The organism is Sphingobium sp., from assembly GCF_049304695.1.
Lineage (GTDB): Bacteria > Pseudomonadota > Alphaproteobacteria > Sphingomonadales > Sphingomonadaceae > Sphingobium.
The window spans coordinates 36,937-60,195 of sequence record NZ_JBAQOK010000072.1 but is presented as its reverse complement, the minus strand read 5'-3'; the positions used below and the strand labels follow the sequence as shown (position 1 = coordinate 60,195).

At 61.3% G+C, this 23,259-nt stretch carries 24 protein-coding genes; 13 read left to right on the top strand and 11 right to left on the bottom strand.

Annotated elements, in window-relative coordinates; genetic code table 11:
• Positions 1-28 precede the first annotated feature (28 nt).
• Positions 29-1,237 (bottom strand): LL-diaminopimelate aminotransferase, encoded by a 1,209-nt coding sequence (locus tag WA070_RS12140; protein ID WP_422634183.1) that lies wholly within the window; start codon positions 1,235-1,237, stop codon positions 29-31.
• Positions 1,238-1,381: 144 nt separating this feature from the next.
• On the opposite strand from WA070_RS12140, the gene WA070_RS12135 reads away from it, so the two are divergent.
• The 5 genes from WA070_RS12135 (at position 1,382) to WA070_RS12115 (ending at position 7,077) form a co-directional block, all read left to right on the top strand.
• Entirely contained in the window at positions 1,382-3,121 is a 1,740-nt protein-coding gene (locus WA070_RS12135; RefSeq protein WP_422634182.1) for a PHA/PHB synthase family protein, read from the top strand.
• Positions 3,122-3,251: 130 nt separating this feature from the next.
• On the top strand, positions 3,252-4,076 hold the full coding sequence (locus tag WA070_RS12130) for a phasin family protein (RefSeq protein ID WP_422634181.1): 825 nt from the start codon (positions 3,252-3,254) through the stop codon (positions 4,074-4,076).
• A 191-nt stretch (positions 4,077-4,267) separates the two neighbouring features.
• Positions 4,268-4,678 carry an ATP-dependent Clp protease adapter ClpS gene (clpS, locus tag WA070_RS12125; RefSeq protein ID WP_422634180.1) on the top strand — a complete coding sequence of 137 codons (411 nt, stop codon included), beginning with the start codon at positions 4,268-4,270 and terminating at the stop codon, positions 4,676-4,678.
• Positions 4,679-4,814: 136 nt separating this feature from the next.
• Entirely contained in the window at positions 4,815-6,596 is a 1,782-nt protein-coding gene (locus tag WA070_RS12120) for a diguanylate cyclase (protein ID WP_422634179.1), read from the top strand.
• A gap of 103 nt (positions 6,597-6,699) precedes the next feature.
• Positions 6,700-7,077, top strand: a complete 378-nt coding sequence (locus tag WA070_RS12115) for a MerC domain-containing protein (RefSeq protein ID WP_422634267.1) — start codon at positions 6,700-6,702, stop codon at positions 7,075-7,077.
• A 49-nt stretch (positions 7,078-7,126) separates the two neighbouring features.
• On the opposite strand, the gene glpX is transcribed toward WA070_RS12115, so the two are convergent.
• Positions 7,127-8,110: a class II fructose-bisphosphatase gene (gene glpX / locus WA070_RS12110; protein ID WP_422634266.1), complete on the bottom strand. Its 984-nt coding sequence runs from the start codon at positions 8,108-8,110 to the stop codon at positions 7,127-7,129.
• 155 nt (positions 8,111-8,265) lie between these two features.
• Between glpX and WA070_RS12105 the strand changes: the two genes are divergently transcribed.
• Complete coding sequence (locus tag WA070_RS12105) at positions 8,266-8,703, top strand: hypothetical protein (RefSeq protein ID WP_422634178.1); 438 nt, start codon at positions 8,266-8,268, stop codon at positions 8,701-8,703.
• Between the two features lie 6 nt (positions 8,704-8,709).
• On the opposite strand, the gene WA070_RS12100 is transcribed toward WA070_RS12105, so the two are convergent.
• Both WA070_RS12100 and WA070_RS12095 read right to left on the bottom strand, forming a co-directional pair.
• Positions 8,710-10,014, bottom strand: a complete 1,305-nt coding sequence (locus tag WA070_RS12100) for a homoserine dehydrogenase (protein WP_422634177.1) — start codon at positions 10,012-10,014, stop codon at positions 8,710-8,712.
• A 109-nt stretch (positions 10,015-10,123) separates the two neighbouring features.
• On the bottom strand, positions 10,124-10,873 hold the full coding sequence (locus WA070_RS12095) for a hypothetical protein (RefSeq protein WP_422634176.1): 750 nt from the start codon (positions 10,871-10,873) through the stop codon (positions 10,124-10,126).
• Between the two features lie 375 nt (positions 10,874-11,248).
• Here WA070_RS12095 and WA070_RS12090 point away from each other — a divergent pair, with 375 nt between their 5' ends.
• The 5 genes from WA070_RS12090 to WA070_RS12070 all read left to right on the top strand — a co-directional run bounded on the left by WA070_RS12090 (position 11,249) and on the right by WA070_RS12070 (position 14,335).
• A complete protein-coding gene (locus WA070_RS12090; protein ID WP_422634175.1) occupies positions 11,249-11,908 on the top strand; it encodes an energy transducer TonB in 660 nt (219 codons plus the stop codon).
• Between the two features lie 72 nt (positions 11,909-11,980).
• Positions 11,981-12,754 (top strand): MotA/TolQ/ExbB proton channel family protein, encoded by a 774-nt coding sequence (locus WA070_RS12085; RefSeq protein ID WP_422634174.1) that lies wholly within the window; start codon positions 11,981-11,983, stop codon positions 12,752-12,754.
• Positions 12,755-12,856: 102 nt separating this feature from the next.
• Complete coding sequence (locus WA070_RS12080; RefSeq protein ID WP_422634173.1) at positions 12,857-13,342, top strand: ExbD/TolR family protein; 486 nt, start codon at positions 12,857-12,859, stop codon at positions 13,340-13,342.
• Positions 13,343-13,396: 54 nt separating this feature from the next.
• Positions 13,397-13,819, top strand: a complete 423-nt coding sequence (locus WA070_RS12075) for an ExbD/TolR family protein (RefSeq protein ID WP_422634172.1) — start codon at positions 13,397-13,399, stop codon at positions 13,817-13,819.
• A gap of 201 nt (positions 13,820-14,020) precedes the next feature.
• Positions 14,021-14,335 carry a PilZ domain-containing protein gene (locus tag WA070_RS12070; RefSeq protein WP_422634265.1) on the top strand — a complete coding sequence of 105 codons (315 nt, stop codon included), beginning with the start codon at positions 14,021-14,023 and terminating at the stop codon, positions 14,333-14,335.
• Between the two features lie 363 nt (positions 14,336-14,698).
• Here WA070_RS12070 and WA070_RS12065 read toward each other — a convergent pair whose 3' ends face one another.
• On the bottom strand, positions 14,699-16,531 hold the full coding sequence (locus tag WA070_RS12065; protein WP_422634171.1) for an ABC transporter transmembrane domain-containing protein: 1,833 nt from the start codon (positions 16,529-16,531) through the stop codon (positions 14,699-14,701).
• A 136-nt stretch (positions 16,532-16,667) separates the two neighbouring features.
• Between WA070_RS12065 and dgcA the strand changes: the two genes are divergently transcribed.
• A complete protein-coding gene (dgcA, locus tag WA070_RS12060) occupies positions 16,668-17,657 on the top strand; it encodes an N-acetyl-D-Glu racemase DgcA (protein WP_422634170.1) in 990 nt (329 codons plus the stop codon).
• On the opposite strand, the gene WA070_RS12055 is transcribed toward dgcA, so the two are convergent.
• From WA070_RS12055 to WA070_RS12045, 3 genes are all read right to left on the bottom strand, one after another.
• Positions 17,651-18,046, bottom strand: a complete 396-nt coding sequence (locus WA070_RS12055) for a hypothetical protein (protein WP_422634169.1) — start codon at positions 18,044-18,046, stop codon at positions 17,651-17,653. The genes dgcA and WA070_RS12055 overlap by 7 nt on opposite strands.
• A 132-nt stretch (positions 18,047-18,178) precedes the next feature.
• A complete protein-coding gene (locus tag WA070_RS12050) occupies positions 18,179-19,342 on the bottom strand; it encodes a mechanosensitive ion channel family protein (protein ID WP_422634168.1) in 1,164 nt (387 codons plus the stop codon).
• Positions 19,343-19,374: 32 nt separating this feature from the next.
• Entirely contained in the window at positions 19,375-20,382 is a 1,008-nt protein-coding gene (locus tag WA070_RS12045; RefSeq protein ID WP_422634167.1) for a DNA topoisomerase IB, read from the bottom strand.
• A gap of 117 nt (positions 20,383-20,499) precedes the next feature.
• Between WA070_RS12045 and WA070_RS12040 the strand changes: the two genes are divergently transcribed.
• A complete protein-coding gene (locus tag WA070_RS12040) occupies positions 20,500-21,054 on the top strand; it encodes a type 1 glutamine amidotransferase domain-containing protein (protein ID WP_422634166.1) in 555 nt (184 codons plus the stop codon).
• Here the strand turns inward: WA070_RS12040 and WA070_RS12035 are convergent.
• From WA070_RS12035 to WA070_RS12025, 3 genes are read right to left on the bottom strand one after another with little or no spacing between them, the layout of a single operon-like run.
• Positions 21,014-21,724 carry a hypothetical protein gene (locus tag WA070_RS12035; RefSeq protein WP_422634165.1) on the bottom strand — a complete coding sequence of 237 codons (711 nt, stop codon included), beginning with the start codon at positions 21,722-21,724 and terminating at the stop codon, positions 21,014-21,016. The genes WA070_RS12040 and WA070_RS12035 overlap by 41 nt on opposite strands.
• Positions 21,721-23,085, bottom strand: coding sequence for a putative O-glycosylation ligase, exosortase A system-associated (locus WA070_RS12030; protein WP_422634164.1), 1,365 nt, complete (start codon positions 23,083-23,085; stop codon positions 21,721-21,723). Before WA070_RS12030 ends, WA070_RS12035 begins: the two co-directional genes overlap by 4 nt.
• Positions 23,078-23,212 carry a hypothetical protein gene (locus tag WA070_RS12025; RefSeq protein WP_422634163.1) on the bottom strand — a complete coding sequence of 45 codons (135 nt, stop codon included), beginning with the start codon at positions 23,210-23,212 and terminating at the stop codon, positions 23,078-23,080. The genes WA070_RS12030 and WA070_RS12025 overlap by 8 nt, the downstream gene beginning before the upstream one ends.
• Positions 23,213-23,259: the final 47 nt, after the last annotated feature.

Below are 23,259 nucleotides of genomic sequence, written 5' to 3'. Positions count from 1 at the left end.
CGTCATGCCCGCTTCCCCCGGTGGCGTTTCAGGCTGCGCCCTTGGCAGGCGTATTGACGCCCATAGATTGCAAATATTTCTTCACGTTTCTGGCCGCCTGTCGCAAGCGCTGCTCATTTTCGACCATGGCGATGCGCACATAGCCCTCACCATCCTCGCCATAGCCCACGCCCGGCGCGACCGCGACCTTGGCATGGGTCAGCAACTGCTTGGAAAATTCAAGGCTGCCCATCTCTTTGAGCGCAGGGGGCAACGGTGCCCAGGCGAACATCGACGCCTTGGGCGCAGGAATGTCCCACCCGGCACGGCCAAAACTCTCGACCATCACGTCGCGCCGCTTGTGATAGAGTTCGCGGTTCTTGGCCACGATGTCCTGCGGCCCGTTCAGCGCCGCGCAGGCCGCCGCCTGAATCGGCGTGAAAGCCCCATAATCCAGATAGGATTTCACCCGCGTCATCGCTGCGATCAACTGCTTGTTGCCGACCGCAAAGCCCATGCGCCATCCGGCCATGGAGTAAGTCTTGGACAGCGACGTAAACTCGATCGCAATATCCTTCGCGCCCGGCACCTGCAGGATGGAGGGCGTCGGATTGCCGTCATAATAAAGTTCGGAATAGGCCAGGTCGCTCAGCACCCAGACCTTATTTTCCTTCGCCCACGCCACCAGCCGTTCGTAGAATGCCAGGTCCACTGTCTCGGCCGTCGGATTGGATGGATAGTTCACGACCAATATCGATGGACGCGGCACGGTAAAGGCCATCGCCCGGTCGAGCGCCGTGAAATAATGCTCGTCCGGCGTGGTCGGCACCGACCGGATGGTCGCGCCAGCGATGATGAAACCGAACATGTGGATCGGATAGCTGGGGTTGGGGGCCAGCACGACGTCGCCCGGCGCGGTAATCGCGGTGGCCAGACTGGCGAGGCCTTCCTTCGACCCCATGGTCACGACGACCTCGGTTTCCGGATCGACATCGACGCCGAAACGGCGGCCATAATAATTGGCCTGCGCCTTGCGAAGGCCCGGAATCCCCTTGGACTGGGAATAGCCATGGGCGTCGGGCTTGCGCGCCACCTCGATCAGTTTTTCGATGACATGGTCCGGCGGCGGCAGGTCGGGATTGCCCATGCCAAGGTCGATAATATCCTCGCCCGCCGCGCGCGCGGCCGCTCGCATCGCATTGACTTCTGCGATGACATAGGGAGGCAGGCGCTTCATGCGGTAAAATTCTTCGGACATTATAGGGGCTTTCCTGAAAGCTCTCTGTAAGGAATAGTGCGCGGCACGGCAGTCGCCGCGTCACAATCTGGCTATAACCGGCACGCTCGCGCCGCGCCAGAAAAAGCCGCGCAGGCAGGCAAGGCCAGGAGAAGGACAGTGGCTATGGAAAAGACCAACCTCTTGGAGGCCTATCTGCCGACGCTGGACCAGATGCAGCAATGGACCGACACGCTGGGTCGCGCGCAGCAATTGATGCTGGAACAGGCAGCGGGCGCAACCGCCAGAAGCCTGTCCTTCGACCCCGATATGGTCAGCCGTATCCAGAGCAGCTTTGCCGACGAAGGGCTGGCCCTGTGGCAGCGCTTCCTCGATTCGGGCGGCCTGCTGCGCGATCAGCCCGCGCCTGCGCCCGCCGACAGCCCGGCGGCGCGCAAAGACCGGCGCTTTGCCGACCCCGCCTGGACGCAGCATCCCTTTTACGACCTCATCCGGCAAAGCTATCTGCTCGTGTCCGACTATATGCTGGGCCTTACGGATGCGGTCGATGGCGTCGATCCCAAACAAAAGGCCAAGCTGCGCTTTGCCACCAACAGCATGGTGGATGCGCTCTCGCCTTCCAACTTCCCGCTCACCAATCCGCAGGTGATGCAGAAAACGATCGAGACCGGCGGCGAAAATCTGGTGAAGGGCTTGCAGCATATGCTGGCCGATCTGGAAAAGGGGCAATTGACCCACACCGACGGCAGCCAGTTCGAACTGGGCCGCAACATCGCCGCCACGCCGGGCAAGGTGATCCACGAAACCCCGCTGTACCAACTCATCCATTATGCGCCGAGCACTGAAAATGTGCTGGAAACGCCGCTCATCATCTTCCCGCCATGGATCAACCGCTTCTATATTCTCGACCTCAGCCCACAAAAAAGTTTCGTCAAATGGGCGGTGGATCAGGGAATCAGCGTGTTCCTCGTCTCATGGAAATCCGCCGACGCCACGATGAAGGATCTGATGTGGGACGATTATATCCTGCGGGGCCAGATCGACGCGATCGACACGGTGCGCGCGCTGCTCAAGGTCAAAAGCGTCCACACCATCGGCTATTGCGTGGCTGGCACGACGCTGGCCGCCACGCTCGCGCTGCTGGCGGCGCGGGGCGAAGCGGACAAGGTGGCCAGCGCGACCTTCTTCACCGCGCAGGTGGATTTCGCGCTGGCGGGCGACCTCACCCTCTTCGTCGATGATGAACAGATGAAGCTGGTGGACCAGCTATCGTCCAAGGGTTTTCTGGACGGGCGCTATATGGCGCTTACCTTCAACCTGCTGCGCGGGCGCGACCTCATCTGGAACTATGTGGTCAATAATTATCTGCTAGGCATGGATTATCCGCCCTTCGACCTGCTCTACTGGAATGGCGACACGACCAATCTGCCCGCCCGCTGGCATCGGGATTATCTGACCCAACTGTATCGCGACAATCTGCTGGTGGTGCCGGGCGCGATCAGTGTCGATGGCACGCCCATCGACCTGCGTCGCATCGAAACCCCCGCCTATGTCCAGTCGGGCAAAGAAGATCATATCGCCCCGCTCGAAAGCGTGTGGAAGATTACCGAGCATCTGTCCGGTCCGGTCCGCTTTATATTGGCGGGGTCGGGGCATATCGCCGGGGTGGTCAATCCGCCGGTCGCGCAGAAATATCAATATTGGACCTGCGATGCGCCGCAATCCGACCTGCAACAGTTTGTTGCACATGCGAAAGAAACGAAGGGAAGCTGGTGGCCTGACTGGCGCGACTGGCTGGAGCAGGTGGATGCGGGGACGGTGCCGGTTAAGGGCGGGCGTGTGCCGGGGAAGGGCGCACTCAAGGTCATTGAAGATGCACCGGGCCGTTACGTAAAGCAGCGTTAGGTCGTATTGCTTCGACAGTTTCCGGCAACATGGCAGGCCGGGATGTGACGGTTTTGCTGCACTGCACAATAATGCTTGCAATCTCTTGTTAGTCGCTATATTGTGCAGCGCAACAAAGGGAGATTGGTCCATGGCCGTTACACCCAAGATGGGACGGGGCAAGGCGCCTGCAAAGGCGGGTATGGCGACATTGTCGGCCAGCCAGGCGTTGAAAGCAGCAGAAGCGGCGATTGCGCCCCCAGCCGCTGCAAAGCCTGCCACGCCAAAGTCTGTTCCAGCCAAACCGGTGGCCGCTCAACCCAAGCCGGTAGCGCCCAAGGCAGCCGCACCCAAGGTTGCACCGCCCAAACCGGCGACGCCCAGGGCTGCGGTGGCTGATCCTGTCGATCCCAATCCGATCGCTGTCATTGCGGCGACGACTGCGGTCGATGCGGCTCCCGCGTCCGAACCCGAAACAACGCATACCGTGCAGATAGCAGAAGGAACCAAGAGCATGACTGACATGATGGAAACCGGCAAGAAGTTCGCTGAAGACACCAAGGCCAAGTTCGAAACCGTCTATGCCGACCTTAATGAGAAGGCCAAGTCGGGCGTCGAAAAGTCGACCAAGGCGATCGAGGAACTGAGCGACCTGACCAAGGGCAATGTCGAAGCGCTGGTGGAATCCGGCAAGATCGCTGCCAAGGGCATGGAAACGCTGGGTCAGGAAGCTGTCGATTACAGCCGCAAGAGCCTTGAAAAGGCGACTGCCTCGTTCAAGAGCTTCGCCACGATCAAGACCCCGACCGAATTCTTCCAGCTGCAGAGCCAGATGATGTCGAGCAGCTTTGACGATTTCGCCAAGGAAGCCGCCAAGAGCAGCGAAGCGATGATGAAGCTGGCCAGCGAAGTCGCCAGCCCGCTGACCGCGCGCGTTTCGCTCGTCACTGACAAGGTGAAGTCGCTGGCCGCCTGATCGGTCCAGCTTGCCTGCCTATGTAAAAGGGCGCGTCTCCCCACGGAGGCGCGCCCTTTTGCGTGACCGCAGTCCCGTCCACTTCACCCCCGTTCGCTCGAAGCGAACGGAACGGAGAGTAAGTGTATTCAACGCAATCCGGCTCTAAAATATCGGCCGGATCGGACGGGCTGTCCCTTCGCCCCCTTGCCATGGCGCGCCAAATCGCCATATCCTGCGTCATCATGATCAGCTTTGCCACACACACTGCGCAGCCCGCGACGATGGCGGGCGATGACCGGGAAGATCAGGGCGACGGCCCCGGCGGCCCCAATGTGGGCATCGCCACCCGCACCCGGACCCGGACCAAAAAACCGTCGCTTTATAAAGTGTTGATGCTCAACGACGACTATACGCCGATGGAGTTCGTCGTTCACATTCTCCAGTCCTTCTTCCGCATGGATATGGAGGAAGCGACTCGCGTCATGCTCCACGTCCATCAGCGCGGCGTGGGCGTCTGCGGCATCTTCAGCTATGAAGTGGCCGAGACCAAGGTCAACCAGGTGATGGACTTTGCGCGCCAAAACCAGCATCCGCTCCAATGCACATTAGAAAAAGCGTAACTATTTCAGCACGTTAAAAGTAGGAATTTGGTGCCAGCGCGCAAAAGCTGTGGTGCTCACTCTGGAAATCGCCTTGCTCCAAAAGCGCGTCATCGTGAGCAATTTTTAACCCTAAGACTTTAGTCTCAGCGCGACCATGCCGAGACCGTCCCTCCATCCCGCCAAAATTCTCCTGCCGGTTACGATCGGCGGCTGCTATTTTCTGGCGGCCTCCGCAGCATTGCTCTCTTCCCGGTTCGAGGGGGGGCTGGCCCTCATCTGGATCGCCAACGCCTTCCTGATGGCTGTCCTGCTCACATCGCGCCGCCGCAGTTGGCCCGCCGCCATGATCGCCTGCGGCGTGGCCAGCGCCGCCTCGACCACGCTGTTCGGCATGGGACCGGCCGCAGCGATTCCCATGGCGGCGATCAATCTGGCCGAATCGCTGATCGTCGCGCTGATCTGCCGTCACTATCGCCGCCCTGGCGACGGCGTCATCGGGTCGATCCATCCGCTGGTCGTGTTCATCCTGGCGCTGTGCGGGGTGGCCGACATCGTCACTGGCATCGCCGCCGCGGCGATCGCATCCTGGCTGACACCGGTCGGTTTTGGCCTGTCCTGGCTGCATTGGTACACCGGCCATGCGCTGGGGGGCCTGACCTGCACGCCCATCCTCATCCTGCTGCTGCAGGGAGAAGTGGGCCGGTGGGTGCGTGAAACCCCTCCGGCCATAAAGGTCGAGGCTGGCTTGCTGCTGCTGCTGTTTGCCGCGACGACGATCCATATCTTCTACTTCGCCCGCTACCCCATGCTCTTCGCGCCGCTGCTGCCGCTGGTGTTGATCGCCTTTCGAGTCGGCCATCTGGGCGCAGCCGCCTCCATTGTGATCCTGGGCGTGATCGGTGGGCTGGCAACCTTGTCGGGCGACGGGCCACTCGTCCTGATCGGCGGGTCGATGGGCGATCGGGTGCAGGCGTTCCAATTCTATCTGGCGCTCAGCTTCCTGCTGACCATGCCGATCGCCGCCGAACTGAACGGACGCCGTCGCCTGTTCCAGATGCTGCGGGACAGCGAAGCCCGCTATCGTGCCATTACCGAACATAATGGCGACGTGGTGCTGAACATCGGCATCGACGGCGTTATCCAATATGCCTCGCCATCGGCGATGGAGCAGATCGGCTGCGCGCCCGAACTGCTGATGGGCCAGATGGCTGCGAATCTGGTCGATCCGGTCGATCGCGCGCAGGTCGCGGCGGCGCACCGCAAGGCGCTGGCGCAGGCAGGTCAATCGCACATCGTGGAGTTCCGGCCGCTGATCACCAGCATTGACCTGCAATGGTGCGAAATGGTCGTCCGTGCGGTCCTCGACGAACGGGGCGTGCCGATCGGCGTGATCAGCACCGTCCGCGACATATCGCGGCACAAGGCGCGGCAAAGGGCGCTGCAACAGGTCGCCGCCCGCGATTCGCTGACCGGTGCGGACACCCGCCGCGCCTTTCTCGACAAACTCGACGCGGAAATGATTCGCGCCCGCAACGGCGCACGGTCGAGTTTGCTGCTGCTGGACATCGATTTCTTCAAGGCCGTGAACGACGCTCATGGCCATGGGGCTGGCGACCGGGTGCTGACCGCGTTCGTCGAACGCCTGCGACCCGGTATGCGCGGCATCGACAGCATCGGACGGCTGGGCGGCGAAGAGTTCGCGATCCTGCTGGTGGACAGCGACATCGATCGCGCCAGCATGGTCTGCGAACGCATGCGCGCTCGGCTGGTCGAACCGATCCGGCTGGACACAGGCGAAAGCATCGCCGTGACCTTCAGCGCGGGATTGGTCGAACTGGACGGTCATGCGACACAAACGGCCATGCTGGAGGCCGCCGACAAGGCCCTGTATCGGGCCAAGCATGGCGGGCGCAACTGCCTGCGCCTGGCCGCCTGAATTAGGCATATCGGGCGCGGCGCACAGGCACTGTAATCCCCTTCGCAAAAAATGCCGATGTAATGTTGTAACTTATGATGGTCTGGCCTATGTCATGGCGACCATGAACCCGACCATCCGCCATGCCCTGCTAACCGGCCGCATCGATCGCATTGCCATGGCTCTGTCGGGACTGTGCGTCGCGCATTGTTTCCTCACCGCCGTCGTGCTGGGTCTGCTGGCGTCGGCAGGCGGGGTGTTCGACAATCCGATTTTTCATGAGGTCGGGCTGGTTCTGGCGATCCTGCTCGGCGCGGTTGCGCTGGGTCATGGCGCCGTCGTCCATGGCTATATGATGCCAGCGGCGATCGGTTCACTGGGCCTTGGCGTCATGGCCGGTGCGATGACGATGGATCATGGTTTGCAGGAAAGCGTCTACACGCTGATCGGAGTCGCTATCCTGGCGCTCGGCCACGACCTCAATCATCGTGCGGGCCGATAGCATCGGTGAGGATAGGGATCGCCTGTGACAGCGATCGACTATCATCTGCTTAGAACCGCTTCGGCTCGACGCGATGCTCGCCTTTCACCCAACGTACCGTGCCGGTGCTGGCGCGCATCACCACGCTCTGCGTCGTCAGTTTGCCACCCGGCAAGCGTTTGACACCGCTCAGCAGCGAACCGTCCGTTACCCCTGTCGCGGCAAAGATGCAGTCGCCCTTGGCCAGTTCCTTCAGGTCGTAAATCTTGTCCAGGTCGGCGATGCCCCATTTGCGCGCGCGGCTTTTCTCATCATCGTTGCGGAACAGCAGGCGGCCCTTGAACTGGCCACCCACGCAACGCAGCGCGGCGCAGGCCAGCACGCCCTCCGGCGCACCGCCCGAACCCATATAGATGTCGATCGCGGTTTCCGGGTTGGTGGTGGCGATGACGCCTGCAATGTCGCCATCGGGGATCAGCATGATGCCGCAGCCGATCGCACGCAGTTGCCCGATCAGTTTTTCATGGCGCGGGCGGTCGAGGACACAGACGATGATGTCGGCCGGCTCCACCCCCTTGGCGGCGGCGACCGCCTCGACATTGTCGCGCACCGACCGATTCAGGTCGATGACGCCATCGGGATAGCCCGGCCCGACGGCTAACTTGTCCATGTAGACATCGGGGGCGTTCAACAGCCCGCCTTCCTCTGAGATCGCCAGCACGGACAGTGCGTTTGGTCCGGCCTTGGCCGTGATGGTCGTGCCTTCAAGCGGATCGAGCGCGATGTCGATGCGCGGGCCGCTCCCAGCGGCGTTGCCGACCTTTTCACCGACATACAGCATAGGGGCTTCATCGGGTTCGCCCTCGCCGATGACGATGGTGCCGTCGATGGCGAGGTTGTTGAAGGCAAGGCGCATGGCCTCGACGGCGGCGGCATCGGCGGCTTTTTCATCGCCGCGTCCGATCAGCTTCGATGCAGCGATGGCGGCGGCTTCCGTCACCCGCACCATTTCGAGCACCAGCACGCGATCGAGTGTCGAGCTTGGCTGCGCCATCATCATTCCTCTGCCCATTTTTCAGGTGTCTTTATCGGTCACCCGATAGGAGCAACCGACTGGCTTGTCGAGGCGCGAAGGCCCGTAAAGAGATCATATCGACGCTGTCCGGAGGCCGACATGATGCGGCCATGATTGGGTGCTTTTTGCCTCGCATGATGCGAGCGCCCATCATCCTTATTCTGTCCGCTACGGCCTTGCCCGCCAGTGCGCAATCGGTCGCCGACGACTCGCTGATGGTGACCTATCGCAGCAAGACGCAGGTCATCCGGCCCTGCGATCGCAGCGGCGACGCTATCGTGGTCTGCGGGACGCAGAAAGAGCGCAATGCGCGCGAACGCCTGTCCCTGCCGCGTGAGTCGGTGGATAGCGCGCCGCCGCGCGGCGATGTGCCCCGCGCGTCGTCAGCGCCGGTGAAGCAAGGGAGCTGCGGAGTTGTCGGCGGGCAGGGGGGCGGGTGCGTTGGCGGCTTGAACGCGCGCAAGATCCTGTCCGATGCGGCCAAGGGGATCGTCGCGATTATCGATCCCGGTGCCGATCTTGCTCCGCCGCCACCGCTGCCCGATCGCTACAAGGGCGCCGGGCAGCATTGAGGCGAATCAATCGAGGATGTGCATGACCATTGGCGTGTCGAGCAAGCTGTCCGACCCGGCTAGCCGCTCCAGCGTATCGCGTACCCAGCGTTCCTCGCCGGCATGGGTGACGATCGCGACCAACACGCCGTCTGCCTGATTCGCGCCGCGCTGGATCATGCTTTCGATTGACACGCCCGCGTCGCGCGTGGCCGCTGCGATCTCTGCCAGCACGCCGGGGCGATCCTGCACCATGAAGCGGATGTAGGTGCGGCCGATGCGACCTCCTGCGTCGGCCGTGTTCTGCGGCGTCAGCGCAGCAACCGGCATGGCGAATGCGTCGCCATATTCATCGCGCGCAACGTCGATCAGGTCGGCGACCACGGCTGATGCCGTAGGGCCATCGCCCGCGCCGCGTCCCTGAAAGAAGAGGCGGCCGACGAAATTCCCTTCCGCCACCACTGCGTTGAGCGACCCATCGACATGGGCGAGCGGGTGGTCGAGCGGCACCAGCATCGGATGGACTCGCTGAAACAGGCCGTCCGCGCCATTTTGCGCCATGCCGACCAGCCGGATGCGAAAGCCCAGCGCGGCGGCTTCGGCGATATCGGCGGCGATGACGTGGCGGATGCCGGTGGTCGCGACGGCGGCAAAGTCCAGTTCGGTGCCGAACGCCAGGCTGGCAAGGATGGTCAGTTTGTGCGCGGCATCCACACCATCAATGTCGAAACTGGGGTCGGCCTCCGCATAGCCCAGTTCCTGCGCTTCCTTGAGCACTTCATCGAAACCGCGCCCTTCCTTTTCCATCGTGGTCAGGATGTAATTGCAGGTGCCGTTGAGGATGCCATAGACCCGCGCGATCTCGTTCGCCGCGGCCCCTTCGCGCATGCCCTTGATGACCGGAATGCCGCCTGCCACCGCTGCTTCATATTTTAAAGCCGTGCCGCCCTTTTCCGCCAGCCGGGCAAGGTCCAGGCCATGATGCGCCAGCATCGCTTTGTTGGCGGTCACGAACGGCTTGCCGACGGTCAGGCATTGGCGCGCCAACGTCAGCGCCGGGCCATCCGATCCGCCGATCAGTTCCACCACCACGTCGATGTCGTCGCGTGTGGCCAGGCTGTGCATGTCGTCGACCCATTCATAAGGGGACAGATCGACGCCCCGATCCTTGTTTCGGTCCCGCGCCGAAATGGCGACGATCTGGATCGGGCAACCCGCTCGCCGCGCGATTAGCGCGCCATTTGTGTTGAGCAACCGGATCACGCCGCCGCCCACCGTGCCGAGGCCAACCAGCGCGACGCGCAGCGGGGCATGGCGGTGCAGATTGGTCATGGCGGCGTACCTCTTTCCTGACGATGATGACGCGGGCTGATAGCCGCCCGCGCGTGCCCGTCCAAGCAAAAGCTGACTTGACGGGTCGCCGCGCTGACCATCATGCGAATCAGCTGGCCTTCCGCATGCGGCTGCAAGGGCCAAGCGCATTGATCACGACATCATAATCGGCGCGCGCAGCCTCTGCATCCTGCACGGACAGGGTGCGAACGGATATGGCGGGCAGGGCAGGGGGCAGGGTGCAGGCGAGGCGATGCCATAGCAGGCTGCCGGCGGCAGGCGCACGGGCGGCTTCGTCCACGATCTCGCCCAGAGCGACGGCCCAACGCGGCTCCTGCCCCGGACGACGCAGGACAGAGAGTGACACCGGATCGCCATTTTCGGTGCGCAGGAAGATTTGCGTCTCGCCTTCGCCCGCAACGGTGCCAGCCACATGAAACGCATCCCCCAATCCCAATATGCGCGGCGGAGCGTCAGGCGCGACCAATGCAGACACGACGCTCTTCACGCGCGCCAGTTCAGCGGGAGTCGATGCAATCTGCGCATCGCGGGCCACGAGCTGGATCTGACCTGGCTGCGTGGCCGTGCGGGCGAACAGAATGACCTGGGCCTTCTTCAGCTTTGGTAATTTGCCACGAGCATCGACCGGTGCATCGTACAGCCAGCTTACAAGAGGACTGATTCCCGCTTCCCCGCGAATCAAACCCGACACGTCGCCTTCCAGAAACAGTCTTTTATGTCCCGCTGGAACATTGCCCGCCTGGGCATCCTTCAAAATTATGATGTTGCGAATACGCACATCCGCGATCAGCGGTGCCCCATCGGCAAGGTCCACAATATCGGCGTAGGACATCGTCATCGCGACATTGGATGATTGCGATAACAATTTTTGTTGTTGCGCTAAAGCCGGGAAAACCGCGAAATTTGCGGCTGCAATGAGGCATGGGATCAGCGCCATTCGAAAGTGGATGGGGGATTTCATGATCTGGTTCGTCCTGTAAATTTAGCCAGTGGCAAGGATGTCACAGGCAAGTCATTCCGATATGAAATGGTAAACGCAAATGAACAAATCGATAAAGCGTTTGCGTGCCACGATGCGCCGCGATAGGAGTTTGAACGGTAGCAAATGACGGATAGGGGCCAAAGGTGCTCGGGGAAGCCCGGACAGCTTGGGTCGTTTTTGGCTGATTTGTATAAACCACTGGTAAGATGAGTTAAGGAGTGTCGTTGCTGAATGGCTTATGCTGACCACTCGGAAGGATCGAGTCGGACCGTCTCGATCGTCATCGTTGCCCTGATTCACGCTGTTCTTGGCTATGCCTTTGTCTCCGGCCTTGGCATGAAATATGTCAAAAAAGCGGCAGAACAGCTGAATGTGGTCGACGTGAAGGAAGAGCCGCCGCCACCAGACGAGGAGCCGCCACCGCCGCCGCCTGATCAGCCGATCGAGCCGCCACCGGTTGTTGCTCCGCCGCCGATCGTGCAGACCCCGGCGCCTGCGCCTCCGATCCAGACGGTTCGGACGCCGCCGCCCGTATTTAATCCGGTCCCGGTCGCTGCTCCGCCGCCGCCGCCAGCTCCGCCGCCACCGGCTCAGGCTGCGACGCGTGCGACGCCGCGTGGCGCTCCTGGCAGCTGGGTCAGCGATGCGGACTATCCTAGCCGCGCGCAGCGTGAAGAGCGTTCGGGCACTGCTGGTTTCCGTCTGGAAATCGGCGCGGATGGTCGGGTGACCAGTTGCACCATCACTTCATCGACCGGACATCCCGATCTCGACGAAGCCACCTGCCGCCTGCTGCCGAAGCGTGCGCGCTTCAAGCCGGCCAAGGGTTCCGATGGTAAAGACATGTCCGATACGTATAACGGCCGTATTACCTGGCGTCTGCCTGAATAATCCAAACAGGAAGAGCGTGCGCTGAGCGCCGCCTCTTCCGCGCTTGATCTCATTGAGAGGGAAGTCTTGATCATGTTGAACTCCATCATTGCGGCCGCTGCCGCACCTGCTCCGGCAGCCGCCGCCAACCCATACGGCCTCATGGAAGCGCTCGAACAGGGTGGCGTCATTGCATGGACCGTATTTATCATTCTGGTCGGCATGTCGGTCGGCACCTTCTATGTTCTGTTCACCAAGTTGATCGAGCAGCAGAAGGTCATCAACCAGTATAAGAAGGTTCGCACGACCTTCTGGCGTTCGGCCAACCTCAAGGAAGGCTCGGCCAAGCTGGAAAAGAACAGCGCGTACAAGCAGATCGTCGATGACGGCATCGCTGCGCAGGACCAGCATTCCAAGCTGACCGATCCGGTCGAAGCGCATGACTGGCTGCACGGTTCGCTCGCCCGTTCGGAAAATGCGATCAACTGGAAGCTGGGTGGTGGTCTCGCTTTCCTTGCGACCGTTGGTTCGACCTCGCCGTTCGTTGGTCTTTTCGGTACGGTTATCGGCATCTACCGCGCGCTGATCAAGATCGGTGCATCGGGTCAGGCGTCGATCGACGCGGTTGCCGGTCCAGTCGGTGAAGCACTGATCATGACCGCTCTGGGTCTGGTCGTCGCGGTTCCCGCTGTGCTTGCCTACAACTTCCTGCAGCGCCGTAACAAGGCGATCGCCGAGAACCTGTCTTCCTTCTCGACCGATCTGCTGGGTTACATGGTTTCGAACGGCGCTGTGAAGCCTGTCGTTGGTGCCCCGGCACCTGCCCAGGTTGGCAAGCCGGTTCCTGCCGCCCCCACCAAGGCCTGATCAAGAAGGGGAGCCGAAATGGCGCATATAAGCGCCTTCGGTTCCCCGGCCGCGGCATGTGGCTCGCGGTCGAATATGACAGACATGTTAGGATACTGATCAATGGCAATGAGCGTTGGTGGCTCCGGCGAAGAAAAGCCGATCACAGATATCAACACGACGCCGCTCGTCGACGTCATGCTGGTGCTTCTCATCATCTTCCTGATCGCCGTTCCAGTCGTGCTGCAGACGGTCGATCTCCAGCTGCCTAAAGTCCGGTTCGAACCGACCACGACGAAGCCGGAAAATGTTTCGCTGTCGGTTACGACGGATGGAGCAGGCGCCTGCACCGTTTATTGGAACATGACCAAGGTCAATTCCGACGACTTGCTGAACCGCGCAGTTGCCAAGCTGGAAGCGGATATCAAGAAGGTTGGCGGTATTGATAAGATGACGCCCGAAGATTTGCCCGAAGTGCATATCCGCGGTGACATCAACACGCCTTACCGTTGCATTGGCGGGACCATCTATACGATGCAGCGCGCCGGTTTCCCCAAGGTTGGCTTCATTTCCGAGCCTGAACCGGGTCAGGGCACCGTCCGTCTGTAACCGTCGACTGCCAGCGGCCGTCGATAATATGTGAATTTCTAGGAGTATCGCCCAATGGCAATGAGCGCCGGTTCTGATGATGGCGAACCGATGATGGAAATGAACACGACGCCGTTGATCGACGTCATGCTCGTTCTGCTCATCATGTTCATCATCACCATTCCGATCCAGACCCACGCGGTGAAGATCGATCTGCCTCAAAACGCGCCGCCTACCGATAGCGTGATCGATCCTGTCAAGAACAAGGTCGCGATCGATCCGGCCGGGATCATCACCTGGAATGGTGCGCCGATCGACCTGCTGACCCTGCGTCAGTATCTCCAGCAGTCGTTGCGCCTGCCCGTCGAGCCGGAACTTCAGTTCCAGCCGAACGCGCAGACCCGCTATGTGACCGTTGACGAGGTGCTGGCCGAGATCAAGCGGGCTGGCGTTACGAAGCTGGGCTTCGTTGGCAATGAACAATATGGCAGGTTCTAAGGCATAGCCCTGGCTACGAGCATCGCATCAGGACTTCCCATTTTCCGCGATGCCGGGCCATAGGCGAAACTTATAGATGCGTTATGAATAAGGGTCGCCTTCGGGCGGCCTTTTTTTGTGATGCAAAGTAAGGGCGCATTAACCTTTTGCTTACCGCGATTGGCGATAATCAGGACGAATGATAGGCCTGTAGAACATCCAATGAATGCAGAATTCCATCGCGGCCAAGATCGAACAGCCCGAGCGGCCGAGCGCAAATATGCGCAGATCGGTGTTAAGATCCGTCGTGTCGGTGAAACCTGGTTCAAAAGCCAGATTGCCGATGTATCGGTCGATGGATTTCGTTTGCAAAGTTTCATGAAATTGTCGGTCGGCAGTGACCTGTGGATTATGCTGCCTGGGTTCGAAGGCCGCCGCGCGCGCATATTATGGACCCGTGCGCACGAATCTGGCTGTGCCTTCGAACGACCGCTCCACCCGGCAATTTTAGATTACATCATTCGTGAAAATAGTTGATCGATCGGCGGAAGTAGCTCCGCAATTGCTGTCGATCTGATCGCTGACTATTGGATCGGTCCCAATGCATTGGCTGATTTATCGGCTCAGAGCAATTTCCAGCCGTGGCGGATCATTTGCCGTATCCGAATTACAGGGCATCGCAGGATCAAACATCTCAAGCGGTTGATGTGCCGCAATTTGATCGCGGGCTGATTTAGCATCGCTCATTATCGGTCAACGACGCCGGTCGGGACATGAAACCGACGTTCCTTGGCCGCTGCCCTCCAATATTACGAATCGCTAGTCCGGTTATGACCCCGTCCGAACGATAGTTAACTTTTAGGGTCGGCACTAGTAAGGTCTGGATATCAGCCGAAGCTATCAGCCCACCGTATCGCTTTGTCCCGGCTCATCTGGCGCTGACGGTGAATCCTGGAACTGTAGGCTGGCCAAGCGGGCGTAGAGGCCGCCCTGCGAGACGAGCGCAGCGTGCTTGCCTTGTTCGACGATGCGGCCTTCATCCAGCACGATGATACGATCTGCTGCGCGCACGGTGGCCAATCGATGCGCTATTACGATGGTGGTACGACCCTTCATCAACTTGGCGAGCGCATCCTGCACCAGTCGTTCGGACTCGGCATCCAGCGCCGACGTCGCCTCATCCAAAAGTAATATCGGCGCGTTCCTCAGGAGCGCGCGGGCAATTGATAGGCGCTGGCGTTGTCCGCCTGACAGCCTAGTGCCGCCTTCGCCCATGAAACTGTCCAGCCCCTGTGGCAGGGCGCGAAGGAAAGATTCGGCATTGGCGGCGCGAGAGGCTGCCCAGATCTGCTCGTCGGTCGCGTCCCAACGGCCATAGCGTAAATTGTCGCGGGCGGAGGCGGCGAAGATGACGCTATCTTGCGGCACCATCGCCATCATCGCGCGCAACTGCGCGGGATCGGCTTCCGGCAAGGCCACTCCGTTCAGGCTGATGCGGCCCGAAGCTGGATCGTAGAAGCGCAGAGCGAGCTGGATTAGTGTCGATTTGCCAGCGCCCGAAGGTCCAACTACCGCGACCGTTTCGCCGGGGGCGACGTCGAGCGTTATGCCGTTGATCGCCGCGTGATCGGGGCGGGTGGGGTAATGGAAATGCACGTTATCGAATGTCAGGCGCGCGCCGTTATTGGCGGCGGGAATGGCGATGGGCGCGACTGGTGGCAGGATGTCAGGCACGGCGGTCATGAGTTCGTGCAAGCGGCTGGCTGCACCCGCGCCGCGTAGCAGGTCGCCCCAGCTTTCCGACAAGGATCCGAACGCGCCTGCGACAAGGCCGCCGGTGAGGACGAACGCTGCGATGCTGCCGCCCGAGAGGCGGCCCGCCGCTACATCGAGCGCGCCCTGCCACATGACGGCTGTGATAGACCCAAATACCAGAGTGATCACCACAGCTGTCATGAGTGCGCGCAGGCGGATGCGCTGTCGGGCTGTATCGAAGCCGCTGTTTACCGTAGCGTCGAAGCGCGCTGCTTCCCGGCCTTCCTGACCGAACGCTTGCACGATTTTCATGGCGCCGAGCACTTCGTTGGTCACGCTGCCCACGTCGGCCAATCTGTCCTGGCTGGCGCGGGAAAGGCCACGCACTTTACGGCCCAGGCTGATGAGGGCAAGCAGGATGAAGGGGATACCGAGCAGCAGCATGGCCGCCAGCTTGGGTGAGAGAGCGAAGAGGTAGATAAGACCGCCTATGCCAGTCACCAGATTTCGTAACGAAATCGAAACGGTCGATCCCACCACCTGTTCGACAATGGCAGTGTCGGCGGTCATGCGCGACGCGATTTCGGAGGGGCGGTTTTCCTCGAAGAAACGGGGTGCCTGTCGTAGCAGATTGGCCTGGGTTGCGCTGCGTATGTCGGCGACGACCCGTTCGCCCAGCCACGACACGAAATAGAAGCGCAGCGCGGTGGCGATCGCCAGAACGATGACGATCATCAGCAGATATTCGAACCAGCGGCTGATGTCGCCACCTCCGGTAAAGCCCCGATCTATGACGAGACGGAAACCGCTGGGGATGCCAAGCGTGGCCGCCGATGACACGATCAATGCAGCAATAGCGCCCGCGATGCGGCCGGGATACTGACGCGCGAAACGCCACAACATCGCAAGATTGTTCACAGCGGCCCGTGCAGGAGCCGGCACTTGTGCTGACGACGAAGAGTTTGGAGTATCCACCATGCGCGGCGCTTAGACCATTTCATGGTAAGGTGGAATTGCCTGTGCGGAAAATGGTTGTACTGCGGACCTGTTCCCGCAGACTGGTTTCGCGCATAGACGGCCCAATGCTTGTCGAGACATTCCGCAGGAAAGAGCGATGATCCAACTTATCTCCGCGACGGTCGAACGCTGGACAGTGGCGGGCGCTTTCGTCATCAGCCGCGGGGCCAAGACACATGTCGATGTGGTCGTTTGCACCGTGGGCGACGGCGTGTTTGTGGGCCGGGGTGAGGGCACCGCGATCTATTATGAAGGCGAGAGTGCAGAAAGCTGCGTCGCGGCGATCCAAGCCTATAACGGGCCACTGGAGCGGACGGCGTTGCTCACCACCATGCCACGCGGGGCCGCGCGCAATGCGCTGGATTGTGCGTTGTGGGATCTGGAAGCGAAGCGGCAGGGCGCGCCCGTTTGGCAATTGGCAGGTTTGGAGCCGCCTGTGCCGCTTCCCACTGCCTTCACCATCAGTCTGGGCAATCCGGTAGAGATGGAGGAGGCAGCGCGCGTGGCGGCGGCGAAAGGATTCGCGCTGCTGAAATGCAAGCTGACGGGGACGGGCGATCGCGAAAGGATCGCTGCGGTGCGGGCGGGGGCGCCCGATGCGCGGCTGATCGTGGACGCCAATGAAAGCTGGCATGATCTGGACATAGCGGCGGAGGCGCAGGCACTGGCGGAACTGGGCGTCGAAATGGTCGAGCAGCCCGTGCTGCATGGGCAGGAGGAGCGTCTGGCTGGGGTGTGCGCGCCCGTGCCGCTATGCGCGGACGAAAGCTGTCACACGCGCGCCGATCTCGACCGGTTGGGTGACTTTGAAGCGGTCAATATCAAGCTTGACAAGGCGGGCGGGCTGACCGAGGCACTGGCATTGGCGCATGATGCCCGCGAGCGGGGATTTCGTATCATGGTCGGGTGTATGTTGGGTACGTCGCTGGGGATCGCGCCTGCTGCGCTACTGGCGCGCGGGGCTGACTGGATCGACCTGGACGGTGCGTTGCTGCTGGCACAGGACCGTCCGGGCGCGCTGATGATGGCGGACGGCTTGCTTGCGCCGGGAACGCTTTGGGGGATGGGCAAGCCGCCCGGTCAGTAACCGACCGTCAGGCCGAGCGCATAATATCTGGGGCCGACATTGGCCTTGGCCCGCAACATGGGGAACAGGGGCAGGGCCACCGTCGCGTAGGGGCGGACATTGTCTTCGCTTATCCGCACGCCCGCGCCGAGCGTAGCGGACAGGGGAATGGTATAGCTGGCCTCGACCCGGCCATAGGGGTGGACGTCCCCATTGCGCAGATGAACGCCCGCGCCGGGGGTCAGGCGAAATCCTGCCAAGCCCAGCGCATAGCCCGCACCCAGTTCCGCCCCCCAGCCGCCATCGGCGCGGCCATAGCCCGCCTCTGCGCCCAACCCTTGCGCATGCGCGGTGACTGGGAGGGCGAGCAGCAGGGCTGCGGGAGCGAGAAGGATGCGGGAGAATATCATGCGGCGGTGGCTAAGGCGTACCCACTGTGTCGGCAAGGGTGTGGGGACGAAGCGAGTCGCAGGCGCGATGATGTGGGTCGGGAATCGCCCTTTTGTGTTCGCCGGGGAACAAAATGCTGTAACTCCGTCTCGTTAGCCTTCTTCGACCGATCGCACCGGCTGGACTTCGGCATAGGGCATGATCGCCTTACCATCCGGCCCTGCGGTGATACTGGTCTGGGTAGGATAGGCGAATTCGATTCCTTCCGCGTTGAACTTTTTCCAGATGGCAAGGCCGATGCGGTGGCGCATCTGGAAATAGTCATGATGGTCGGGGTCGGGTACGTCGAAATTGAGCTGATAGTCGAGCGAACTGGCTCCGAAGGCGATGATGCCTGCGTTAACGAAGATCAGCCCTTCCGCCTCCACGATCACTTTGAGCATGTCGGGAATGGCATCGGCCTTATCCTCCGGCGTCTGATAGATGATGCCGATGGCGTAGGTGACGCGGCGCTGGGTCAGGGTTTGAAGGCTGGTTATTTCCTTTTGCAGCAGGTTGGCGTTGGACACCACTTTACGTTCGCCAGACATGGCGCGCAGGCGCGTGCTTTTCAGGCCGATGCGCTCCACCCGCGCGGTGGTCTGGTCGAACTGGATGATCTCGCCCCGACGGAATGGCTTGTCGAATATGATCGAGAGCGCGGCGAACAGGTCGGAGAAAATACCCTGCGCGGCCAGGCCGATAGCAATGCCGCCGATGCCCAGACCCGCCACCAGCCCTGTGACGTTGACGCCCAGATTGTCCAGCACCACGATCGTCGCGATGGCGAACAGTGCAAACGTCACCAGCACGCGGATAAGGCCCATCGCGTTGGCCAGCGTTTCGCCACCGCCATCCTGCGCCAGTGTCTTGCGCTCGATCAGGCCCAGAATGATTTCCCGCGCCCATACCGCACATTGCAAGACCGCCGCGATGGTGAACAGGAAAGAGACAGTCTTGAGCACTGTTTCGGGCGGGCTGGCGTAACCGGCGACCAGTCGGGCGGCGACCGTCAACATGAAGAAATGGGTGGTGCGGGACACTGCGCGACCCAGCACATTGGCGTAGCCCATCGGGTCGCCCCGCGTACCGCGCCATTTTTTCCCATATTGCCGCAGCGCAGCGAGCGCGAGATAAATCAGGACGCCAGCGCCCAGAGCGATCAATATCTGAAGATAATGGACTTCCAGCCAATGGCCTGTCGATCGCCACATTTCGGCGATGTTGGGCGGCCGCACATCCATGGCGGGCAAGGCGGGGTCTTTGGTCTTGGCCATGTCGTCCTAGATCTTGTTTGTCATCCTGGCGCTCAGGCGGCGGCCGTGCGCGGTGTCTCTTCGTCAAGATTGTCCAGAAACGCAATGAGTCCGCGTTCCCCCCGCGACAGATAGCGTGTCTGGCGCGGCAGGCGAAGCCCTTTGCGCCATTCATCCTGCCCTTCCTGACACAATGCGATGAGCGCGGGGTGGATATAGCTTTTGCGGCTGATCGCGGGCGTATTGCCCAGTGCGGCCGCAACGGGCGCGATCATCTCCTTGAGCGAGACATGGCCCGCCGCCAGCGTTTCGAACGCGATGGTCGATGCACCCCAAGTACGAAAATGCTTGGCAGTGAAGGCGCCGCCCATGGCCGCCGCGATATAGGCGTTGACGTCGCTGGAGGTGATCGGGTGCGGCGCGCCATCTTCGTCCAGATATTGGAACAGATGCTGGCCGGGCAGATCCTGCACCTGTCGCACGAAGCGCAACAGGCGGGCGTCGGTGATGGTCAGACTGTGCTGCTTGCCTGACTTGGCACGGTAGGAAAGTGTAAGCGACTTGCCCGACAGGTCGAGATGGCGGCGGCGCAGCGTCGTTGCGCCGAAACTCTTGTTCGTGGTCGCATAATGTTCGTTGCCCACGCGCAGCTTCGCCAGGTCGAGCAGGCGGACGACGGCGGCGATGGTGCGGTCCTTGCGCAGGCTGCGTCTGGACAGATCGGCCTCCATACGCGTGCGCAATTTGGGCAGGGCGCGACCGAAATCAGGGCAGCCGGCATATTTTTCGGCGTCACGTGCCGACCGGAAATCGACATGATAGCGATACTGCTTGCGCCCCCGATCGTCGAAGCCAGTGGCCTGAATATGCCCGTTGCAATCCGCGCAGAACCAGCAGTCGCGATAGGCGGGAGGCAGGGCAATGGCGTTGAGCCGATCGATCTCCGCCCGATCGGTGATGCGATCACCGTCGTGCCGGTAATAGGCCCAGCCGCGTTTCAGCGCGCGTCGGGAAATGCCGGGGATGCTGTCGTCGACATGGACGATCATATTTTGGGCCATCTTATCCTTCTCGTGGCGAAAAACCCGCTGTTCGCCGCTTCGTTCCGAACATGCGGCAACCGCTGCGCATGTCGTCCGTTGAGCAGGCTTCTTCCCCAAGCCCCAAGGAAACCGACCATGCCAGCATTAGAAAACAGCCGTATCCTTATCATCGCGACCGACGGATTCGAGCAATCCGAACTGTTCGACCCGCGTCAGGCCATGATCGACGCCGGGGCGCAGGTAACGCTCGCTTCGCCCGACATTCAGCCGATCCAGGGCATGAAGCATGATGAAAAGGGCGACACGATCACGCCCGACATCCGCATCGATGCGGCGCGGATCGAACAATATGACGGGCTGATCATTCCGGGCGGCGTGGCCAATCCCGACACTTTGCGTACCAACGCGCAGGCTGTGGCGATCGTGCGGGCCTTTGTCGAATCGGGCAAGCCGGTCGCAGCGATCTGCCACGGGCCTTGGCTGCTGGCCGAGGCAGACGTGTTGGATGGGCGCACCGTAACATCGTGGCCATCGGTGCGCACGGACCTGAGCAATGCGGGCGCGACTGTCGTGGACAAGGAAGTCGTAGTCGATGGCAACCTGATCACCAGCCGCAAGCCGGACGACATTCCCGCCTTTGTCGAAGCCTTCAAAAAGGCCGTGAGCCAGAGTGCAGCCATCGCAGCCTGACCATAACGCTGCCCGTTGCCTGCCAAGGCACCGGGCGGCGACGCAGGATGGACAGATGCGCCAATGCCAGCGTGGCACAGACGATCGATACGGGAATGGCAAAGGACTGGCTGGACGGGAGCATCGTCGCGCAAAGCATGGCTGTCGCCATGGCGGCCAGCGCCAAGCCAAGTCGTTGAAAATCGCCATCTGGTCCGCGTAGCCAGACCAGGCACGCCGCTATGCCGATCGCAAAAGCGATCATATATCTGCCGATCTCTCCCGCAACAACGCCGCCCAGCATGAGCAGCAGAATCAACAGTGGCTTCGCCGTGCTGTGAGGCAACCTCCCCGTGACGATCATGGCAACCGGATAGAGTAGAAGTTCGCCGACAGCGGCTGCGATGAGCACCGCCAGCGCGCGATAGGCGTCCCCGGCGATCAGCGTGACGATGGCGACCGCCGCCCATGGCAGAATGCGCGAGGGGGCCATGCGGATGTGGCTTGTCCAGTCGCCCGGCCTGCCGCGCAGCGTGCTGCGCCGGTCCATAAGGCGCAACTGGAAACCGCCCATGATGAACAGCGCTTCCAGACCCCATGGCATGAGCGCGGGGGATAGCAACGGACCTGCCAGCAGCAATCCGATCAACAGGCCGTGGGCGAGGCCCAATGCGCGTAACTCACCCGTCATGCCGGGACGCCGTGCCGTGCCGCGAGGGCAGCGGCGAGACCCGCGCGCGCCACCGCCTTGCGCCGACGTGTGAGATAGGTATCCAGCCCAATCTGGAGCGAGAGGAGCATGAACACGAACGGCTGGTAGGCGATGCCCACGAACAGCGATCCGATCATATAGACGACATGCCCCTGTTGCAGCGCGATGGCGAGCGGGGCAATCCATGTTTCATCGGGCGCGGTGGTGTTGCGATAGATGCGCCGGATCATTTCCGTTCGGATGAAGCAGGTGCCGTGGATCAATAGCCAAAGCAGGAAGCCGAAATAGCCCTGTTCCCCCAGCAGTTCGAAATAGGCACTGTGGTAGGCGCGGCCCCTGTCCGTCACGAGCCTGCGTTCGACGCGTGTGCCGCCGCTGTCAGTGACGGTGCTTTGCGCGAAATAGGTAAAGCTGTTCTGGAGATAATTGTCGAAGCCGCCGCCGCCCGGATGAGTTTTGAGATAGTCGAGCGTCCACATCCACACGGCCACGCGAGTGGACGCGCTTTCGTCGCCCTGATGGTTTTCGATCGTCTGCATCCGCTGGGTAAAGCTGGCGGGCAGGAAGGGGACGGCGCAGAGCGCGGCGACCGCCAGCAACGGGCCGTAGACGAATTTACGTTTCGAGCGCAGCAGCATCATGCCCATCAGGATGACGAGGCAGACGAGGCCCGTGCGCGCCTCCGTCCCGATCGGCATCAACATGCAGGCCAGGCACAGGCAGTAGGCAAAACCCTTCACTTTCCAGTCAGGCGGAAAGATGGTGCCATGGTGTGTCAGCCACAGGATCAACGGGATCAGGGATATGGCGACGCAGCTGATGATCGACCCTTCATACAGGCCGCTGTTATTGTCGACCATCAGGTTCAGCACGCCATAGCCGCCACCTGATAACGCTGTTTTCAAGCCGCCATTGATGATGATGGTGCTGGCACACAGGATCATGAAGACGGCCAGCGCCTCTATCCTTAGCCGAGTGCGCAAGACCAGCGGGAGGAAGACGCCAGCGATGATCGCCTTCCACACCCAATTCCACTTGGTCATCGCCTCGACCGGGAAATCGGCGGTCATCGTCGTGTAGCCGCACCAGGCGAGCAGCAACAGCATCAGTCCCTGCCTGACGGAGAAACGGCAATCCTCCTTGTCATCCACCGCCAGCCACGCGCCAACCATCGCAGCAAAGGCGATGGCGGAGATGGGGATGGAGTTGAGCAGGAAATAGGACAAGCGCTGGGGTGAGACGATGTCGATATAGGCATAGACGGCGACGAGCAGGAACGGGCGACGCAGGCCAAGAAGACCGAATAGGCCAAGGAAGGCGATAAAGAACAGGTCACGCATCGCCGTGCGTTTCCAACGGGATCGCGGCCGAATCGGGATCGCGATCCAGATCGGCGCGCGGGATCAGTCGCCAGGCGGCGAGCAGAATCGCGCAGTGGCTGATCAGCAGGGATAATGTGTCGATCATCGCTGGGTCGGGGCTTCCTTGTACACTCGGCCTGCATAACGCCGTAC

Coding starts and splice junctions, on each gene's coding strand:
- WA070_RS12140 (WP_422634183.1), bottom strand. CDS start 1,237: ATGTCCGAAGAATTTTACCGCATGAAGCGCCTGCCTCCCTATGTCATC.
- WA070_RS12135 (WP_422634182.1), top strand. CDS start 1,382: ATGGAAAAGACCAACCTCTTGGAGGCCTATCTGCCGACGCTGGACCAG.
- WA070_RS12130 (WP_422634181.1), top strand. CDS start 3,252: ATGGCCGTTACACCCAAGATGGGACGGGGCAAGGCGCCTGCAAAGGCG.
- clpS (WP_422634180.1), top strand. CDS start 4,268: ATGGCGCGCCAAATCGCCATATCCTGCGTCATCATGATCAGCTTTGCC.
- WA070_RS12120 (WP_422634179.1), top strand. CDS start 4,815: ATGCCGAGACCGTCCCTCCATCCCGCCAAAATTCTCCTGCCGGTTACG.
- WA070_RS12115 (WP_422634267.1), top strand. CDS start 6,700: ATGAACCCGACCATCCGCCATGCCCTGCTAACCGGCCGCATCGATCGC.
- glpX (WP_422634266.1), bottom strand. CDS start 8,110: ATGGCGCAGCCAAGCTCGACACTCGATCGCGTGCTGGTGCTCGAAATG.
- WA070_RS12105 (WP_422634178.1), top strand. CDS start 8,266: ATGATGCGAGCGCCCATCATCCTTATTCTGTCCGCTACGGCCTTGCCC.
- WA070_RS12100 (WP_422634177.1), bottom strand. CDS start 10,014: ATGACCAATCTGCACCGCCATGCCCCGCTGCGCGTCGCGCTGGTTGGC.
- WA070_RS12095 (WP_422634176.1), bottom strand. CDS start 10,873: ATGACGATGTCCTACGCCGATATTGTGGACCTTGCCGATGGGGCACCG.
- WA070_RS12090 (WP_422634175.1), top strand. CDS start 11,249: ATGGCTTATGCTGACCACTCGGAAGGATCGAGTCGGACCGTCTCGATC.
- WA070_RS12085 (WP_422634174.1), top strand. CDS start 11,981: ATGTTGAACTCCATCATTGCGGCCGCTGCCGCACCTGCTCCGGCAGCC.
- WA070_RS12080 (WP_422634173.1), top strand. CDS start 12,857: ATGGCAATGAGCGTTGGTGGCTCCGGCGAAGAAAAGCCGATCACAGAT.
- WA070_RS12075 (WP_422634172.1), top strand. CDS start 13,397: ATGGCAATGAGCGCCGGTTCTGATGATGGCGAACCGATGATGGAAATG.
- WA070_RS12070 (WP_422634265.1), top strand. CDS start 14,021: ATGAATGCAGAATTCCATCGCGGCCAAGATCGAACAGCCCGAGCGGCC.
- WA070_RS12065 (WP_422634171.1), bottom strand. CDS start 16,531: ATGGTGGATACTCCAAACTCTTCGTCGTCAGCACAAGTGCCGGCTCCT.
- dgcA (WP_422634170.1), top strand. CDS start 16,668: ATGATCCAACTTATCTCCGCGACGGTCGAACGCTGGACAGTGGCGGGC.
- WA070_RS12055 (WP_422634169.1), bottom strand. CDS start 18,046: ATGATATTCTCCCGCATCCTTCTCGCTCCCGCAGCCCTGCTGCTCGCC.
- WA070_RS12050 (WP_422634168.1), bottom strand. CDS start 19,342: ATGGCCAAGACCAAAGACCCCGCCTTGCCCGCCATGGATGTGCGGCCG.
- WA070_RS12045 (WP_422634167.1), bottom strand. CDS start 20,382: ATGGCCCAAAATATGATCGTCCATGTCGACGACAGCATCCCCGGCATT.
- WA070_RS12040 (WP_422634166.1), top strand. CDS start 20,500: ATGCCAGCATTAGAAAACAGCCGTATCCTTATCATCGCGACCGACGGA.
- WA070_RS12035 (WP_422634165.1), bottom strand. CDS start 21,724: ATGACGGGTGAGTTACGCGCATTGGGCCTCGCCCACGGCCTGTTGATC.
- WA070_RS12030 (WP_422634164.1), bottom strand. CDS start 23,085: ATGCGTGACCTGTTCTTTATCGCCTTCCTTGGCCTATTCGGTCTTCTT.
- WA070_RS12025 (WP_422634163.1), bottom strand. CDS start 23,212: ATGATCGACACATTATCCCTGCTGATCAGCCACTGCGCGATTCTGCTC.